Origin of the sequence: Flagellimonas meridianipacifica (assembly GCF_003001695.1) — a bacterium.
Classification (GTDB): Bacteria; Bacteroidota; Bacteroidia; order Flavobacteriales; family Flavobacteriaceae; genus Flagellimonas; species Flagellimonas meridianipacifica.
In genome coordinates this window covers 1,653,050-1,672,062 of the sequence record NZ_PVYX01000002.1, presented here as the reverse complement: position 1 = coordinate 1,672,062, position 19,013 = coordinate 1,653,050, and the positions used below count along the sequence as shown (strand labels likewise).

Here is a 19,013-nt window from a genome sequence, read left to right as displayed (position 1 = left end):
CTTTTTTCCAGCGGAATTCATTTTCCATTATCCTTTAACGTTGTTTTCTGATTTCATTTCACTTTTACCGATGGAAAGCATATTGGCAAAAAGCTTGTAAGCTCCTGATACACCGGCGGGAAGTTCTCTGAAAAAGCTCAAACCCGTGTAAATGTAATGTCCTTTTCCATACGGGGCAATTAGAAGGCTTCCTTCTTTCGGAGATTCGCCTTTATCGTTCATGGAGAGTATAGGGGTAAACTCTGACCCCCATTGATTTGGAAAGTATAGACCTCGTTCTTGCACCCAATTATCAAAATCTCCCTCTGTAATTGCATTGGGGAAGTTTACCAAAGAGTGGTCTTTGGCCAAAATATTTACAGGTGCATTTTCATTGGTTACCCTATCCCGAGAAATAGATAGCTCAAAAGGGGCAATGTTGTCAATTTGCTTGCGCCATCTGTTGGCGGTATTGTATTGAACTATAAGGTTTCCACCGTTCTCAACATATTCAAACAAAAAGGGTTGTTTAAACTTCAATGTTTCAACTACGTTATAGGCTCTAATTCCTACAACAACGGCATCGTATTTTTCTAGCGAACCACTTTGGATGTCATTGGGGTCAATCAAATGTACCTGATACCCTATTTGTTCCAAGCTCTCGGGAATTTTATCTCCTGCACCCATTATATATCCAATGTGCTCTCCTGTTTTGGAAATATTCATTCGGACTACCTTGGCCTCAGAAGTGAGTAAGACCGATTGTTTTGGGATATGGGCATAGGCGATTTCAACCAATTCCTTGTCAAATTCCTCACCGTTGATTCTTGCCACTGGAGAAATCTTACCCTCGCTATCTCCACTTGGAGGAACCACTTTGAAGGTTAGGATTTGTTCTTGACCCACTTTATCTATTGAAAAGTTTTCAGTCTTAGGGGAAACGACCCAGCCTTCTGGGTGATTCAATTGAACTTCTCCTGAAACATTGTCTTTTCCTGCCCTTACTTTTACTGTAACATTGCGAGGTTCATTGGAAGCAAAAATCAGTACTTTTTCATCAATTTGCGTTGTCACTTCCGGTAAGACCACAAATGGCTCGTAAAGTTCACCCCTGTCTGGCTTGGAAAACCGATATACCACAGATTTTCTAAATGGGATGTTGAAACCATCAAACGAAAGAATAAAGTCTACTTCAAAGGCACTGGGTGTTTCTGCCTTTCCAATCATGAGTTGATTGTTGACTTCATACATTCCCAAGCTCCACGGCTTGTTTAGCCAATATGGTCCAGAAATATTTTGGTTATCCGCAATTGAAAAATCCAAAGAGAGATTTTCCTTCTTGTTATTCGATAAGCTGATATTTGGAGACAACTTTGCGCTGGAACCTACCAGTTGTATTTCTTTCAAATCAAAAGCGACATTGCTTCTGTTCAATATTTCAAAATTGAGCTCTACAGAATTGTTAGGTGTAGTTGAGGAAGTGGCAGCGCTGGCTTCTAGATAAAGACCGGAACAGGCTAAAATCAAATCTTTAAGCTCCACCAATTTTAACTTTTTCCAATGTTCGTTGCTTACGTTTTGAAGCAATTTGTAGGCTTCAATCAATTGTGGAACATGGGTTGCTGGATTGGTAAAATCAAAATTGTTTTCAATTCCGTATAAAATATCACCAATAGCTTTACCGCCTTCAATTCTTGACCACGTAGTGTTTATACCTTCAAAAAGATTATTGGTTTTGGGCATATCACCTTTTAGAAGCTCAACATATTCGTCCTGGGAACCACGAGTAGTAAGTCTTCCAAAACCTTGACATAAATGTTGGCTGCTGGCAACCGCCGCAATTTCATTGTTGGATAACCCTAATTCTGGATAAAATACTCCAGTGTCCAGTTTTAATAGATTAGATTTATCTGCCTTTTCAAAGTTTTCCCTACCTCCATAGAACCACCAAGAGGTATTGAAAAACACTCTTTTAGGTTGCCAAACCTCTGTAAATTCCAATTGCTCTGGATAAATATTTGGGTCATTGACTAAATCGAACGCTTCAACACTCAGCATTGCAGATGTGGTATGGTGCCCATGTGTTGTTCCAGGGGTTCTGTGGTCAAAACGATTTATGATAACGTCAGGCTTTAGATTCCGAATGGCCCAAACTACGTCTCCCAATACTTTCTCTTTGTCCCAAATGGTCAAAGTTTCTTCAGGATGTTTTGAAAATCCAAAATCATTGGCACGTGAAAACCACTGTTCACCACCATCCACACTTCTTGCCGCCAATAGTTCTTGCGTGCGCAAGACTCCCAATAGTTCTCGTAATTCCGGTCCAATCAGATTTTGACCACCGTCACCTCTGGTAAGAGAGAGATAAACAGTTCTTGCCTTCTCATGGTTGGACAAATACGAAATGAGCCTGGTATTTTCATCATCAGGGTGAGCAGCTACATAAAGTGCGGTGCCTAAAAAATTCAACTTTTTTAAGTTATGATGAATCTCGGTTGATGATAGTTTGGAGGGCCTTTGTGCAAAAGAAAAGGGTACGACAAGCAGTAAAGTCAGAAATCTGACCCAAAAATTTCGCATGTTAGCGGTTTTAGTGGTTAGCCAAATATAGAAAGATTCAATTCAGACCAAACACAATTTAGAACATCTTTAACAAGGTGCAATTAGGACATTCTTGGGGGTATGAACCAAGATTTAAAGCCCCAAACTATCCCTTAAAACCAAATCATCATTGCCATTTTGTCCCCAATAGGGTGTTTTAAGGGATTTCAATCGTGTTGCTTTGGTTTGGAGCGTTTTGGCATTTGGACCAAAGCCACTTTTAAATTCTTCATTCCAGCTTTCAACAGTATACGGGAAAGACGAAGAGAAGGTTATGGAAAGCCTCCTTTCCAACTCCGGGTAGGAAATCGTGTAAATGGTATTATCACCTTTGGATTCCATTGAGGCATTTGCGCTATAAGCTTTAAACTCTTTATGCCTTAGACGGATGTACTCTAAAGAGGGAACCATTTTAATATCGCCAATAGGTAAATCATTGGGGTCGATTCGAATTTTGGTCCAAATCTCATTTTCAAGAACACTTTTATCGATACTCAGGTTTTCGTCAGCCTCACTTTCAAAATAAGAGTGTGAAGTAAACTCGAATTTATCCCTATTGTTAATTTGGGAGTAGACATGCCCACACCACTCCTGTACCGAAAGGCTTGTCTTTATAGCGTGTTGATTATCAGAAACAGGATAAAACGTACTCGACATAATGGAGTAGGGGTAGATACCTGTCAAATATTTTTTAGTGGCATTCAACTTTAGCACTTGAACGTTGCCTGGATTGCTACGGTCTGCCTTTACCTGCTTGCTAGGTAGAAAAGGTTCGGTTACATAAATCAAAACAGATTTTCCTGTTCTAATTTCACCATACCTGGCCTGCTCCAATTCGAAGGATGTAATCTCTGCATTTCCTGCATACCAGTATTTCTTAAATTCTTCTGAAAGTGGCTTTTTGGGAAGTTCCGTAACAGAACTGGCAATCTCTTTTTCATTGTTTAAAGCTAGCTCCTTGTCATTTGTCTTTGTGGATGTATTGCATGCAGCTACAATAAGAAGAGCTATAAAAATAGGAATGAATTGAAGTTTGGAGGGTTTTAACTTTTTCATATCAACACGGGTTTCTACAAAATTAAGCAACCCATATCAAGAAACCATGTCCATTAACGTTTTGTAAACGAGATGTGTAGGCAGACCAACCACATTCGTATATGAGCCTTTTATTTCAGATATACCGATTAGGCCCAACCACTCTTGGATGCCATAAGCTCCAGCCTTGTCAAAAGGTTTACACGTTTCAACATAGTATTCGATTTCGGTATCGGAAAAGTCCATGAACTTTACATGGGTGGTTTGGGAAACCGTTTTTTGTATTTTTTTCGAAGTAATACAAACAGAAGTAATGACTTCATGCCATTCTCCAGATAGTATACGAATCATCTGAAAAGCTTCTTTTGCATCTGAGGCCTTGGCTAAGGATTGATTCTTATGCCATACCACCGTATCTGAAGTTATCAGGATATCGTGTTCTTCCAGTTCAGGTTTAAATGGAAATGCTTTAAGTTCTGCAAGATATCGGGATATTTCCTCTCCTTTCAAATGTTCTGGATAGATTTCTTCCACTTCCTTTTTCCGTACTTCAAAATCCAATCCAAGTTGCTCTAAAAATAGTTTACGTCTTGGAGAACCAGAACCCAGAATAAGATGGTAACCTTTAAGTTTTTGGGCCAGTGGATTTAGACTAGTCATTCTTGGCACTGAAATTATCATTCCAATCCCCCCGGACTTTTAAAACCTGTTCGATAATATCCCGGACACATCCCTCACCACCATTTTTATGCGAAACGTAATCAGAAATAGCCTTTACTTCAGCAACGGCGTTTTGAGGTGCAGCAGCCAAACCTACTAAGCGCATCGGAGGTATGTCTGGGAGATCATCGCCCATATAGACAACATTCTTGCGGTCAATATTATAAATGTCCAAATATTCCTCCAAAGGGTCTTGTTTATGATGTGCTCCTAAATAGATATCAGTAACGCCCAAGCCCCTAAGTCGTTCTTTCACTCCCGCATTGGTTCCTCCTGTTATTATACAGACATTATATCCTTTTTGCAGGGCAGTTTTCAGGGCATATCCGTCCTTTACGTTCATTCTTCGCAACATTTCACCTTTGGTGGTGACCAAAATGGAGCCATCAGTGAATACGCCATCCACGTCAAAAACAAAAGTGGTAATATCGTTCAAAAGTTCTTTATAGTTCTTTTTCATAGGTCTTTGTGATTGCCTGGCTAAGTAATTTATATAGTTTTTTATGTTGGTTGTCCGATAATAGCTCCAAGTGTCTTTCCATGCTTTCTGTATCCTTTCTTCTCGCGGGACCCGTCTGAGCTTCAAAGGGGGAAAGGATTTCCAGCTTTTCGACAGTTTCCAAAATTAGGGGTTTTAACAGTTCGAATGACAACCCTTCTTTAACACAAAGTGTTTCGCTTATATGAAAGAGGTGGTTTGAAAAATTATTTGCAAAAACTGCAGCCAAGTGTAGTTTTTTACGTTGTTCAGAATTGACTTCATATACTCTTTTAGAAATGCAAGCTCCAAGTTCTCGGAGCACGAAGACCCCCTCTGTATTGGATGCTTCAACACAAATGGGAATGTTTGAGAAGTCTAAAACTCTTCCTTTTGTAAAGGTCTGGAGTGGATAAAAAACACCTTTTTTTTCTGATAAGATGCTATTCATTGCAGTAGCACCTGAGGTATGCACAACAATCCCCTGTTTTTTCGAGAGTTTTTTCGAGACGGTTTCTATCGCACCATCGGAAACGGCTATAATATAGATATCCACGTCTTCTATGTTCCCAAAATCCCATGTGACGTTGGCTATGTTCGTATACTTTTCCAGTGTATGCCTATCCCGCCCAACAATTTGTACAAGCTTTACTTGTTCTGACTCATTCAAAGCATGAATCAAGTTTTCTGCAACATTTCCCGTGCCAATCACAACTACCTTGAGCATGGTCAAAACTACAAATTTGACTTAAATCACTTTTTAAAAAGAATTAACAAAACTGTTTAACTTTTTAAAGCAGTACCATTCACTTAGAATTATAAAAAGGTGGTAATTTTGCAAGCCAAATACAGCTTTGTATACATGGTCGATATTTTAAAGAAGACACTTTTCTCCACTAAACTCATGGCCGTCCTGTTTTTGGTTTTTGCTACGGCAATGGCCTTAGGAACTTTTGTGGAAAGTTGGTACAGTACGGAAACAGCTCGAATTTACATTTACAATGCCACTTGGTTTGAAGCGATAATGGTATTTTTTGTAATCAATTTTGTGGGGAATATTTTTAGATATAGACTACTGTCTTGGAAGAAATGGCCAGTTCTCCTTCTTCATCTTTCATGGATTTTGATAATTGTTGGTGCTTTTGTAACCCGATATATTAGTTATGAGGGGATGATGCCTATCCGGGAAGGAGCCTCAGAAAGTCGATTTTATTCGGATAAAACCTATTTGACTGCCTACGTTGATGGAGAGATTAATGGTGAGGTAAAGCGCAGGATATTGGAAGACGATATACTTGTTACAGCAGAAGGAATGCGTTCCAGTCTTCCTTGGCGGTCGGATTTCAATGGACAGGATTTTTCCATAACCTATATGGATTTCATTGAAGGTGCCAAAGAAGGCCTTGTTCCTGATGAAAATGGAAAATCCTATTTAAAAATAGTGGAAGCGGGTGATGGCCAACGCCACGAACACTACTTGGAAGATGGACAGATTGCCAGTATACACAACGTCATTTTTACCCTTAATAATGAAACTCCAGGTGCGATAAACATTTTTGCTTCAGATGATTCTGGATATCGCATAAAGACATCATTTGGGGGTGGATTTATGAGAATGGCAGATCAGTTTCAAGGTGATGTGGTCCAAGATAGTCTTCAAATACTGCAACTTCGGTCTTTGTACAATTTGGCCGGAATGCAATTTGTAATTCCAGAACCTTTAGTGAAGGGCAGTTATGGAATCGTCAAAGTACCAGAGGAAGAAGTAACGGATGCCACTATGGATGCTCTTGTAGTGGGCATTTCTTCGAATGGTGAAACCAAGGAACTAAAACTTTTGGGCGGTAAGGGAACTTCTGACTTTTCGGACAAAATCAATGTTGGGGGACTTGGATTTTCCTTAAGCTATGGCTCTAAAATCCATGAATTGCCTTTTGCTATCCAGTTGAATGATTTTATAGCTGAAAAGTACCCAGGAACAGAAACAGGTTATGCTTCTTTTATGAGTAAGATTACAGTTGAGGATGAACGTAATTTTGATTATGACATCTTCATGAATCATGTATTGGACCATAAAGGATATAGATTTTTTCAATCCAGTTTTCATCCAGACGAAAAAGGAACCGTTCTTTCGGTAAATCATGACCTTTGGGGTACCTGGATTACATATATTGGATACTTCTTGTTGTATGTAGGTTTGATGGGAATTATGCTTTTTGGCAAAACCAGATTTCGCGATTTAGCTACATCATTGAAAAAAGTGCAAAAGAAAAAAGCGGCTTTAGCGGTATTTGTTTTTTTTATTAGCTCCCTTTCTTTCGCACAGGAAACTTCTCAAAATCATATCACCGCACCTACACGTGCTCAAATTGACTCTGTAATTAAGGCGACCACCGTTTCTAAAGAACATGCTGAAAAATTTGGAGCGTTGGTGGTACAGGATGAAGGAGGACGTATGAAACCCCTGCATACTTTTACTTCCGAACTTCTTAGGAAGTTAAGTGGTAAGGATAAATTTCGTGGACTTGATTCTGATCAAGTTTTCTTATCCATGATGCTTAACCGAGTTGCTTGGTACCACACTGAATTTATTGTTACCAACTTAGGCTCAAAGCAAAATGATAGTATTCGGGAGATACTAAAAGTAAAAAAGGGAGAGAAATACATTAAAGCCACAGATTTATTTGACGCTACTGGTATGTATCGCCTAAAGCCTTATTTGGAAGAGGCGACTTCTACAACGAATCCCAATAAGTTTCAAAAAGACTTCATTAAACTGCATGAACGATTCAGTCTATTGGAAATGGCTTTGAGTGGTCAAATTTTAAAAGTATTTCCTTTACTGAACGATGAGAACAATAAATGGATTTCTGCGGTGGAATTTCGCGGGGGTCAATATCAAGTGCAAGACTCCTTGTATGCCAATTTTATGGCCAACGCACTTCCATACTACCTGAATACGCTTCAAAATTCCATTGCAACCGGAGATTATGCGCAGGCAGACAAGCTTTTAGAAGCTTTTAAGCAAAACCAAAAAAACCACGGTTCCGAAGTCCTACCTTCCGATGAAAAAATAAAGACCGAGATTATTTATAACAAACTGGATATTTTTAATAGGCTTTACAAATACTACATGGTACTGGGGGTCTTTCTCTTTTTTGTATTGATATTCAGAATCTTCAAGGAGAGGGAAATTTGGAAAGCGGCAACTTACTTTTTTAAGGGCATCATTGTGATTCTTTTTATTTGGCATACGACTGGATTGATACTGCGATGGTATATATCCGGTCATGCTCCATGGAGTGATGCCTACGAGAGTATTCTCTACGTGAGCTGGGCAACTTTGGGCTTAGGATTGCTTTTTATTAAAAAAAGCGACCTTACTTTGGCAGCCAGCACATTTGTTGCTTCCATGCTCTTATTTATTGCCCACCAAAGTTGGGTTGACCCTGCCATTAGCAATCTTGTTCCCGTATTGGACAGCTATTGGTTGATGATTCATGTGGCTGTAATTGTTGGAAGTTATGGTCCTTTGACCGTCGGTATGATTCTGGGTGTGACAGCTTTGATTCTGATGATTCTTACTACCAAAAAGAACAAAACCCGGATGGAAATCAATCTAAAGGAGTTGACCATTATTAACGAATTGGCTCTTACAATTGGATTGGTCATGTTAACCATAGGAAACTTTTTGGGAGGACAATGGGCCAATGAAAGCTGGGGGCGCTATTGGGGTTGGGACCCAAAAGAAACTTGGGCATTGATTTCTATTATGATTTATGCCTTTGTTCTCCATATGCGTTTTGTTCCTGCTTTGCGTGGAAGATGGTTTTATAATTTCATGAGCGTTGCTGCTTATGGTTCAATCATGATGACCTACTTTGGGGTCAATTTCTATCTTGTCGGTTTGCATAGTTATGCCCAATCAGGTTCTGCTGCCATTACTCCTGATTACGTAAAATACATCGTATTGGGGGTATTGATTCTTGGTGGCATCAGTTACTGGAGGTATCGTGTGAATTACATTGAAACTTCATCAAAAAAATCAGACAACAAACCTCAAGGCGAAGGGTTGCCCAAGATGCTAAGTGAACAGTAAAGGTCAGTTTTCTTTAAGTAGTAGTTCCATCAATTCTTCTGCGGCAACTTCACCTTTTTCCTTCAAAAAGTCGCGAGGCGTGTTATCTCCAAGTTCAAAAACTATGGCAGGCATATCATGCTCTACAAACAGATAGGTACGCGAAACCATGGTTGGATTCAATTGGTCTGAGGGTTTTACATTGGTTTGTTTTTGGGGCAGTCTATCACTTATTTGTTTTATCCAGTCAAAGACAATTTTCCCTTTTTGGCCGGTTACCGTGGTGTCCAAGGGATAATAAATATCATCCCAAGTAGAATGAAAATCAACCCCAAATACAAACTCATATCCTTCTGTTTTTTTGTTGGTTAGAAACTTTCTGATACTTTGAGTTTCGGGCTGATTAAAGTTCTGCCAATCCCTGTTCAAATCGATACCGCCCATATTGTGTCTCCAATGTCCGTTGTCCACACCATCGGGATTCATATTGGGAACCGCAAATACCGTAAATTCATTTCTAAACTTCTTTGCTTGTTCCGAATCCCCTGAAATTTTTTCAATAAAGGATTTCATTGCTAAGAAACCGGTGACCTCGGGAGGATGTTGTCGTGAGATAATCATAACAGCTTTTTTCTGCGTACCACCATTGGAAATCTCCATTAAGTTAAGGGGACGTTTTTCATGACTTCTTCCAATCTCATAGGATTTTACATAGGTATTCATGGATAAAGAATCCACCCAACTTTCAACGCGTTTTGATGTGTAGAGTTCTTGAGCAGAGACCCATAAGGGTTCTTGATTTACTTCAAGCTTAAGTTCAGCGAATTCTGGTGCAGCTTTAATACCAAAGTCTCCTTCTCCAGGATTTATTGCCTTAAAACTTATGCTGTCAATTGGTTTAAAATGAATTCCGTCCCTGCTCAGTTTGGGGTAGTACCGACTTCTTGAATCTTGATAGCTTAGTTTAATCGTTATTTCTTTAGGCTCTTTGGACCAAACCTTAAAGGCATACCAGGGACTTACATTTATAGGCGTGTTCTCAGCTGTAATCCAAACCGTGAAATGATTGTTTCCATCGGATGCAACACCGTTCAACCGCGCCCCATCAAAATCATTGCTAAAGAAGACCGATTCATCCTCAAATGACCAAATTCCCTTCCATTGTCTCTGTACAGGTTTGTCCACTGTAGGGACAATAGGGCTCGGAGCCTGTCCTTGATATCCTTGAGAAGTTGGTGGGGTAGTTTCAGAATCAGCTACCGCGATAGAGTTCTTGCAGGACAGAAAAAGTATACAGATTAGTATAAATAAATAAACAGAGCTTCTCATTTTGTTTGGCGGAGTTAAGAGGTGGTTGAAAAATTTTTATTGGGGAATTTACACCAAAATTGAAAAAAAGTATCATCTTTGTGCCATTATGAAGCTATAAGAATTATGTCAGCAATAGATGTCATAGCCACTTCCGGCAATTTCTAATCGGTATTTAACTGAGCTGACCCGCTGTTTACTTTTCTACAACATAATTCTTATCAATAATGACGAATTCAAATACAAATTCATTCAAAAAATTTTTCAGTTACTTCTGGATTGCAGTAACGGGCAAAGAAACTAATTTCACATCTGGTAGTATCCGAAAGGCTATATTCATGCTTTCCATTCCCATGATTCTGGAAATGCTGATGGAATCCATTTTTGCCCTAGTGGATATTGCATATGTATCTCAGGTAAGTGTAAATGCAGTTGCCACCATTGGATTAACAGAATCCGTAATAACCTTGATTTATGCCTTGGCGATAGGTTTAAGTATGGCGGCGACTGCCGTTGTTGCCAGAAGGATTGGGGAGCAAGATGTTTCAGGTGCCAGAATAGCGGCTGTGCAGGCCATTATGCTCGGTATTTTAGTAGCTGTACTTTTAGGCCTGGTAGGCATCTTTTACTCCAAGGAGATTTTGGGTCTCATGGGTGCGGAACCCGATTTGATAGCGGAAGGATATGGGTACACCCAGTTTCTCATAGGCGGAAACATTACCATAATGCTGCTGTTTCTAATCAATGCCATCTTTCGTGGTGCTGGTGATGCTTCCATAGCCATGTGGGCGTTGGTCCTTTCCAATGGGTTAAACATTATTTTGGACCCAATATTCATTTTTGGATGGGGTCCTATCCCTGAATATGGGGTAATGGGTGCTGCTATTGCGACCAATATTGGGCGGGGAACCGCAGTACTTTTCCAAATCGGTATTCTGTTTTTTGGATGGAGTAGAATCAAGCTTGCAATGAAGGATGTTGCTGTTAACATCAAGGTAATGGTGAATCTTATCAAAGTATCCTTAGGGGGCATAGCCCAGTTTTTAATTGGTACTTCGAGTTGGGTTTTTCTTATGCGAATCATGTCCGAATTTGGTAGTGAGGTTCTGGCAGGATATACTATTGCCATACGGGTAATCATGTTCACATTGATGCCTTCATGGGGCATGAGTAATGCTGCTGCTACAATGGTCGGCCAGAATCTTGGTGCTCAAAAACCGGATAGAGCCGAAAAATCTGTGTGGATAACTGGAAAGTACAATGCGTATTTTATGGCCTTGATTTCTGTGATTTACTTTTTTGGGGCAGAGTACATCATATCACTCTTTAATTCTGAACCAAGTGTAGTGGATAGTGGTGCATTGTGTTTACAGATTATTGCGGTGGGTTATGTTTTCTATGCCTATGGAATGGTAGTCGCCAACGCGTTTAATGGAGCAGGGGATACCACAACGCCAACCAAAATCAATTTGATTGCATTTTGGGCATATCAACTACCTTTTGCATATTTGGCAGCCTTAAGTTTTGGTTGGGAAGCCAAAGGAGTTTTTGTGGCTATAACATCTGCTGAGGTCTTGCTGGCCATTATCGCAATAATTTGGTTTAAAAAGGGTAAGTGGAAAGAAGTTCAAGTATAGTTGGTTTCGTATATTTAATCAAATTTTTGATGCCATGACGAAATCACCAAAAGGAACAAATACGGTATGCACTCACGTTGGCACTTTGGAAGATAAGGAATACAAAGGAGCTGCATCACCACTTTATATGAGTTCATCTTATGCCTTTGAAGATGTAGATGTAAAAAGGTATCCTAGATATTTCAATACACCCAATCAAGAAGCATTGAGCAAAAAAATGGCTGCCTTGGAACATACCGAAGCAGCCATGATTTTTGGTAGTGGTATGGCGGCCATCAGTACCGCTCTCATGACTTTCTTACAAGCCGGGGACCACATTGTTTTTCAACAGACCTTATATGGAGGCACATATAATTTTGCCGTCACCCAACTGGAGAAATATGGTATAAGCTATTCATTTACAGATGGATGGGAAGTATCCGATTTTGAAGCTGTTGTTAAACCAAACACCAAGTTGATTTATGTAGAAACCCCTTCTAATCCATTATTGACCATTACCGACTTAAGGGGAGTTGCCGAACTGGCATCCAAACAAGGTATTCTTACTATGATCGATAATACTTTTGCTAGTCCAATCAATCAAACTCCAGCAGATTTAGGTATTGATGTTATTCTGCACAGTGCCACAAAATACATGGGCGGACATTCCGACATTTGCGCAGGTGTCGTAGCATGTTCCCAAGAGAACTTGGATAAGGTATTTCATACGGCAATTTGTTTTGGTGGAAGTTTAAGTGACTATACTGTGTGGTTGTTGGAGCGTAGTGTAAAAACTATGGGGCTTCGTGTAAAGGCTCAAAACGATAATGCCATGAAGATGGCCACTTACTTGAAAAATAACCAAGATGTGGAAAATGTATATTATCCAGGTCTCGAGTCTCATCCGGGTCATGATTTGGCCAAATCCCAAATGACAGGTTTTGGCGGGATGCTTTCCTTTGAATTGAGTCCTGACATTGATGTTTCCTTGTTTTTTAAACACTTGGAGCTTATAAAGCCATCAATGAGCTTGGCTGGGGTAGAAAGCACAATGATTTCCCCAACTAAAACTTCTCATGCGCTCATGAGTCCAGAAGACCGTCAAAAACAAGGAATCAAGGATTCCCTAATACGTTTTTCGTTAGGTATTGAGGAAACAGAAGACTTAGTTCACGATATTGAGCAAGCGATTTCCAAAACGAAATCGATGACTGTACCAGCATAAAAAGATATTGATGAAATTAGATATTCTAGTATTTGGCGCCCACCCTGATGATGCAGAGTTGGGAGCAGGGGGCACTATTGCAAAAGAAGTGTCACGAGGTAAGAAAGTGGGTATAATCGATTTAACAAGAGGGGAACTAGGCACACGAGGTTCTGCAGAAATTCGGGATAAAGAGTCGGCCAAGGCTGCGGGTATCTTGAATGTTGCAGTTAGGGAAAATATGGAGTTTGCCGATGGGTTCTTTATCAATGATAAAGCTCATCAACTGGAAATCATTAAAATGGTACGCAAGTATTGCCCTGATATTGTTCTTTGCAATGCCGTGGATGATCGCCATATTGACCATGCCAAAGGCAGTAAGTTGGTGAGCGATGCCTGTTTTTTGAGTGGGTTGACAAAGATAGACACCAAAATGGATGGAGAGGAGGAATGGCAGGAGGCTTGGAGACCTAAAGTAGTGTACCACTATATTCAATGGAAAAACCTAACACCTGATTTTGCTGTAGACGTTTCCGGATTCATAGATAAAAAAACAGATGCTATTTTGGCATATGGCTCTCAATTTTTTGACCCTAACAGTGATGAACCTGAGACACCTATCAGTAGCAAAAACTTTATTGACAGTGTTAATTATCGAGCTAGGGATTTAGGCAGATTGATTGGAGTGGAATATGCTGAAGGGTTTACCGTAGAACGATTTGTAGGGGTTGACAATTTGGACGACCTTATTTGATTAACTCGCCTGCTGATATCTTTTTTCAGCTTTTGGAATGGTAAAATAGAATGTGGAGCCTTTGCGAAGCGTACTTTCTACCCAGATTTGTCCCTTATTTTTGTTGATCATCTCTTTACACAGGGTTAAACCTAAACCGGTTCCTTTTTCATTATTGGTACCATAGGTAGTAATGTTGTTGGAGTCGGCAAAAACCTTTTTCTGAATTTCTTTGTTCATTCCGATACCGGTATCTTTGATCATTATCTGCCATACATCGGCATCTTCTTTGGCTTCAATGGTAATCAATCCATCATCTGGTGTAAATTTTATTGCGTTGCTCATTAAATTCCGCACCACAATGTCAATTTGATTGTAGTCTGCCCATACTAGCATGTTTTCCGGCAAACGATTGATAATTTTGATGGATTTACCTGCCGCTATTTCAGACAAAAGCTTGACGTTGTCCAAAACTAGTTTTTCCAACTGTATACGCTTGGGCTTGGTAACCACACCATTTAATTGTGTTTGCCCCCAAGAGAGCAGATTGTTCAGCGCGAAGGAAATGTTTTCAACATCGCTGCGTAACTTGGGAATAAAGGATAAGAACTCTGTTTTGCTGATTTCGCCATCAGAAAATAGTTTCAACATACCCTGTAGTGCTCCAATTGGGCCTCTAAAGTCATGCCCAATGATTGAGAACAATTTGGTTTTTGTCTTATTAATCTCAGAAAGCTCGTTTTCTCGTCTGCTTACTTCTATGGACTTTAACTTGAGTTCCTTGTTCAATTTCTTTTGAACCTTTTCACTACGACGAATTAGAAGCAGAACCGTTAAAAGAATCAAAACCATCAAAACAGAAAAATAGATGTAGTTTCTTTGTTTTGCCAAGGCCGATTTATTGGATGCAATCAGTTCCTGTTTTTCCTGCTGGTACTGTAATTTGGTCTCCAATAGAGCCAAACTCTGTTTGTTTTTATCCTTGGAAAGTGAATCCGATAGCTTTTTGAAGGTTTCCAAGTATCCCAGCGCAATATCATTTGCCCCCTGTTTTTTATGAATTTGATAGAGTGTTTCAGAACAATCAATTTGCCCCTGCAAGGATTTGATTTTTTTGGAAAGGTAGTAGCCCTCTTTTACCGTGGAAAGTGAAAGGCTATCACGGTCCAATCCTAAATATACCTTGGCCATACCGTTCAATAGATTGATTTTCTCACGATCATCCTGCAAATGCCTTTTGTGTAGCATGTTACTTTGATCATACCAATGCAATGCCCATTGATACTTCTTCTGTTCTAAATAAATGCTACCTTTTACTTCATATGCATAGGCCAACCAATCATAGATTTTCTCCTTTTCAAAGGTTATGATACTCTTATTGATGTTGAACATGGCCAACTCATAATTTTTTGTTTGCTTGTATAATGAAGCTATGTTACTTCGTGTTTCAGCATGGAATATTTCGTCCTTAAGTTCTTCGTTTATTGCCTGAATTCTATCGTAAAAAGTCAGTGCGTTTTTAAAATCCTTTTGATCCACATACAGATTAGCGATGTTTTCATTGAGTATGGACAGCATCCGTTTTTGATTTGTCTGATGCGCAACGTCCAATCCCTTTAAATACAGGTTCAATGCTTTAGCGTAATCACCGATATAGGCATAGTCTTGCCCCATATCATTTATGATATCAAGCTCAGATTTGGTATCTTTGATGTTTCGGGCTACCTCTAGCGCATTTTTATAGTTTTGTAGCGCCTTCTCATAATTGCCTTTATCGGAATAGAACAATCCAATATTTTCCAGTGCTTTGATTTCTCCCTGCTTGTAATCAATTTCCCTACTAAGTTTCAAGACCCTTTTGGAAATAGTGTAAAGACTATCGTTGTTGATGAATCGATAATACTTTGAATAATTGGCCAATAAATCAATATGAGTGGAATCTTTTGTACTGAACTTATTGGTGGAGACCAAATGCTTAATTCTATAGGCGACACTATCTCTTTTTCTTTTCTGACCCTGCAGTTTCAGTGCGAATAAGAATAGCATCCCAAAAAGACATATTTTTTTAAGGGAACGAAGTAGGTAGGTTGGATTCATATTAGCGATTTGGGACATGGGAAATAAAATCTCTAACAAGGTAAAATTAGGCACAAAAAAATCGCCGTAGAATTTTATGTTGTGAACGTATAAAATATGTAGGTTTGCCAGATGAACGCATAGAATTTATCGATGTGTGGTTCAATAAATGATTGCACTGGATGCCAGCTTTGGAAAACGAACCCACTACTGGTATTCCATTTTAAATGGAAATAGCTTCTAATCCGTAGCATAAATCTTTTGATAGAATTGATAAAAAAATTTAACTTTGCATCCGCTTTTAAATGGTGGTTGTAGCTCAGTTGGTTAGAGCGCCTGATTGTGGTTCAGGAGGTCGTCGGTTCGAGACCGATCTTCCACCCATTAAAAAAGCCCCTTTTTAAAGGGGCTTTTTTGTTTTATGGAATTTCTTTTCTTACTCCGTGGGCTTGTCTACAACCACTCTTTTTTCTCTATTGGCTACTTCCCAAGCTGTGTGAAAGACCAATCGGGTTCTATTTTCAAGAAGGTCATAGTTTATTTTATCGGGAGTATCACCTGGTTTGTGATAATCTTCATGGGTACCGTTAAAATAAAAAATGATAGGAATGTTGTTTTTGGCAAAGTTGTAATGATCGCTTCTGTAATAAAACCGATTTGGGTCGTTTTCATCATTGTACTTGTAATCCAATTCAATTTGCAGGTATTTTTCATTGATTGCCTCCGATAAATCATGAAGCTCTGTGCTTAACTTATCCGAACCGATGAGGTAGATGTAATTTCTATCGCCTTCCCGTTTAGGGTCAGTTCTGCCTATCATATCAATATTTAGATTGGCCACGGTTTGTTCCAATGGTAAAATGGGGTCATAATCCGTGTAGTATTTGGAGCCCAACAACCCTTTTTCTTCTCCAGTTACATGAAGGAAAACAATAGAACGTTTAGGTCCGTTACCTTCGTTTTTGGCTTTTTTGAAGGCCTGTGCTATTTCCAAAAGAGCTACGCTGCCTGACCCATCATCGTCCGCCCCATTGTTTATTTGTCCATCTGCTGTAACACCAATATGGTCTAAATGGGAAGAGATGACTACATATTCATCAGGCTTTTCAGTACCCTTTAAAAGGGCTACTACATTTTCAGAATCAACAAGTCCGGTACTTACCACATCCAATGTGATATCCGTTTTTAGATTTTTGGGAATATCATCAGTTTCAATATCTGGGAGAAGACTTTTAGCTGCATCAAGACTCAATACCATAAGCAAAGTGTTATTTGCTTCATCAAGCAAGGACATTCTATGGTTGGTACTGTTTTTAATGAATGAGTAATATTCCGAATAGCGCGCATAGTTTTCTGAATCAAAATATAAAACGCCCTTAGCCCCTTTCTCTAGCGCTAACTGTGATTTCTTACCTATGGCTTCAGACATATTGCTCCAAACGGATGCTTCAATAGTGCCTGATAAAGCATAGGTTCCATCTTCATTTTTGGGCTCTCCTGACTTGATAAGGACAATTTTATCCTTTACATCAACTGAGGAGTAATCTGAATAGGTTTCTTCCTCAATACCATACCCCAAGTAAACAATTTGGTCATGATTTCCTTTCGCAGGGGCAAATGAAATGGCGGTTTCCCCAATAGTAAACTCCGTTCCGTTTATTGTAATGGCTCCAGTTGGAACACTTGATTTTAGCAATGGGACCTTTTGAAAATAATCTCCATCCGACTTGGCAGCCGGAATACCTAAAGATTCATAGTAATTCTTAAGATATGCCACAGCCTTTTTTTGACCCTCTGTTCCAGTTTCCCTACCTTCAAAATCATCTGAGGCATAGATATATAAATGTTCCTTTAAATCATTTTCAGTAATGGATTGGGCATAAGCTATGGGGTCTGCTTTCTTGTTTGAAGGTTTGTACTGTGCTACTGTTTTATGGGACGGGTTACAGGAGAAAATCAAAAAAAGAAATCCCCAGAAAACATTTTTCATACTCTTTTATGTTCAAAACTTTTCAAATGTAGTTAAAAGAAGATGAATCAGATGTGAGACTCCAAATTGCCTCATCAATAGGATAAGAGCAAATAGGAATTTTTGAAGATGGTTGTGAGCAGGATTATTTATAATTTCGACTTTTCGGTTGGTTAATTCTAAAATATGGCAGTTCATACGTTTGAATGCATCGATGCACACACCTGTGGTAATCCCGTTCGTTTGATAATTTCTGGGGGACCTGATTTGACAGGAAATACCATGGAGGAAAAACGGCAGCACTTTATGAAAGAATACGATTGGATAAGAACCGGGCTTATGTTTGAACCTCGAGGCCACGATATGATGAGCGGCAGTATTCTGTATCCGCCACATGAACCCGAAAATGATATTGCGATTCTTTTCATTGAAACCAGTGGATGCCTTCCTATGTGTGGTCACGGAACAATAGGTACTATTACCATAGCCTTGGAAGAAGGGCTCATTCTTCCAAAAGCTGATGGTATAGTTCGGATGGAAGCACCAGCAGGCCTGGTAGAAATTAGATATCACAAACCGGATAAAAAAGTGGAATGGGTCCAGATTACCAATGTAAAAAGTTATTTGGACGCTGAGAATCTTGAGATAGATTCCTCGTTTTTAGGAAAGTTGAAGTTCGATGTAGCTTATGGAGGTAATTTTTATGCGATAATTGACCCGCAAGAAAATTTTACGGGAATTCAAGAGTATTCTGCGAGCAACTTGATTCAGTTTTCACAAGAACTGCGAACCAGAATAAATGAAAAGTATGTTGGTGCTTTTGTGCATCCCGAAAATCCTAATATAAACAAAGTATCCCATGTTTTATGGACCGGAGCCCCTATGCACAAGGGTTCATCAGGACGAAATGCCGTGTTTTATGGAGACAAGGCCATTGACCGTTCTCCATGTGGTACAGGTACTTCTGCACGTATAGCCCAACTGCATGGCAAAGGTTTATTAGAAGTTGGGGATGTATACATCCATGAAAGTTACATAGGATCCAAATTTGTGGGTAAAATTGAAAAGGCAACCACTTTGGCCGATAAAGAGGCAATAGTTCCGTCAATCAAGGGATGGGCCAAGGTATATGGAAGGAATACGATTACCATTGATACAGATGATGATCCCTATGCCACCGGTTTTCAGGTAATTTAGGGAAGCACCAAAGTAACCA

13 protein-coding genes and 1 tRNA gene are annotated in these 19,013 nt (G+C 39.5%); 6 read left to right on the top strand and 8 right to left on the bottom strand.

Annotated features, from left to right (window positions below; genetic code table 11):
- Positions 1-27: 27 nt before the first annotated feature.
- From CLV81_RS17680 to CLV81_RS17660, 5 genes are all read right to left on the bottom strand, one after another.
- Positions 28-2,559, bottom strand: a complete 2,532-nt coding sequence (locus CLV81_RS17680; protein WP_106146886.1) for a PIG-L family deacetylase — start codon at positions 2,557-2,559, stop codon at positions 28-30.
- A gap of 114 nt (positions 2,560-2,673) precedes the next feature.
- Positions 2,674-3,636 (bottom strand): septum formation inhibitor Maf, encoded by a 963-nt coding sequence (locus tag CLV81_RS17675; protein ID WP_211298020.1) that lies wholly within the window; start codon positions 3,634-3,636, stop codon positions 2,674-2,676.
- Between the two features lie 36 nt (positions 3,637-3,672).
- A complete protein-coding gene (locus CLV81_RS17670; RefSeq protein WP_106146884.1) occupies positions 3,673-4,275 on the bottom strand; it encodes a Maf family nucleotide pyrophosphatase in 603 nt (200 codons plus the stop codon).
- Positions 4,268-4,795, bottom strand: a complete 528-nt coding sequence (locus tag CLV81_RS17665) for a KdsC family phosphatase (protein ID WP_106146882.1) — start codon at positions 4,793-4,795, stop codon at positions 4,268-4,270. The genes CLV81_RS17670 and CLV81_RS17665 overlap by 8 nt, the downstream gene beginning before the upstream one ends.
- Positions 4,779-5,540 carry a Rossmann-like and DUF2520 domain-containing protein gene (locus tag CLV81_RS17660; protein WP_106146880.1) on the bottom strand — a complete coding sequence of 254 codons (762 nt, stop codon included), beginning with the start codon at positions 5,538-5,540 and terminating at the stop codon, positions 4,779-4,781. The genes CLV81_RS17665 and CLV81_RS17660 overlap by 17 nt, the downstream gene beginning before the upstream one ends.
- A 135-nt stretch (positions 5,541-5,675) precedes the next feature.
- Here CLV81_RS17660 and CLV81_RS17655 point away from each other — a divergent pair, with 135 nt between their 5' ends.
- Complete coding sequence (locus CLV81_RS17655; RefSeq protein ID WP_106146878.1) at positions 5,676-8,912, top strand: cytochrome c biogenesis protein; 3,237 nt, start codon at positions 5,676-5,678, stop codon at positions 8,910-8,912.
- Positions 8,913-8,915: 3 nt separating this feature from the next.
- Here the strand turns inward: CLV81_RS17655 and CLV81_RS17650 are convergent, their stop codons facing one another.
- On the bottom strand, positions 8,916-10,220 hold the full coding sequence (locus CLV81_RS17650; RefSeq protein ID WP_106146876.1) for a M14 family metallopeptidase: 1,305 nt from the start codon (positions 10,218-10,220) through the stop codon (positions 8,916-8,918).
- 206 nt (positions 10,221-10,426) lie between these two features.
- Here CLV81_RS17650 and CLV81_RS17645 point away from each other — a divergent pair, with 206 nt between their 5' ends.
- From CLV81_RS17645 to bshB1, 3 genes are read left to right on the top strand one after another with little or no spacing between them, the layout of a single operon-like run.
- Positions 10,427-11,836, top strand: a complete 1,410-nt coding sequence (locus tag CLV81_RS17645; protein WP_106146874.1) for an MATE family efflux transporter — start codon at positions 10,427-10,429, stop codon at positions 11,834-11,836.
- Between the two features lie 34 nt (positions 11,837-11,870).
- Positions 11,871-13,040 (top strand): trans-sulfuration enzyme family protein, encoded by a 1,170-nt coding sequence (locus CLV81_RS17640; RefSeq protein ID WP_106146873.1) that lies wholly within the window; start codon positions 11,871-11,873, stop codon positions 13,038-13,040.
- Between the two features lie 10 nt (positions 13,041-13,050).
- The gene (bshB1, locus tag CLV81_RS17635) at positions 13,051-13,773 is read left to right on the top strand and encodes a bacillithiol biosynthesis deacetylase BshB1 (RefSeq protein WP_106146871.1); all 723 of its coding nucleotides are present in this window, start codon (positions 13,051-13,053) and stop codon (positions 13,771-13,773) included.
- On the opposite strand, the gene CLV81_RS17630 is transcribed toward bshB1, so the two are convergent.
- A complete protein-coding gene (locus CLV81_RS17630; protein ID WP_106146869.1) occupies positions 13,774-15,849 on the bottom strand; it encodes a tetratricopeptide repeat-containing sensor histidine kinase in 2,076 nt (691 codons plus the stop codon).
- A gap of 286 nt (positions 15,850-16,135) precedes the next feature.
- Here CLV81_RS17630 and CLV81_RS17625 point away from each other — a divergent pair.
- Positions 16,136-16,211, top strand: a tRNA-His gene (locus CLV81_RS17625).
- 53 nt (positions 16,212-16,264) lie between these two features.
- On the opposite strand, the gene CLV81_RS17620 is transcribed toward CLV81_RS17625, so the two are convergent.
- A complete protein-coding gene (locus tag CLV81_RS17620; protein ID WP_106146866.1) occupies positions 16,265-17,818 on the bottom strand; it encodes a M28 family peptidase in 1,554 nt (517 codons plus the stop codon).
- 165 nt (positions 17,819-17,983) lie between these two features.
- Between CLV81_RS17620 and CLV81_RS17615 the strand changes: the two genes are divergently transcribed.
- Positions 17,984-18,994: a 4-hydroxyproline epimerase gene (locus tag CLV81_RS17615; protein WP_106146864.1), complete on the top strand. Its 1,011-nt coding sequence runs from the start codon at positions 17,984-17,986 to the stop codon at positions 18,992-18,994.
- Positions 18,995-19,013 lie beyond the last annotated feature (19 nt).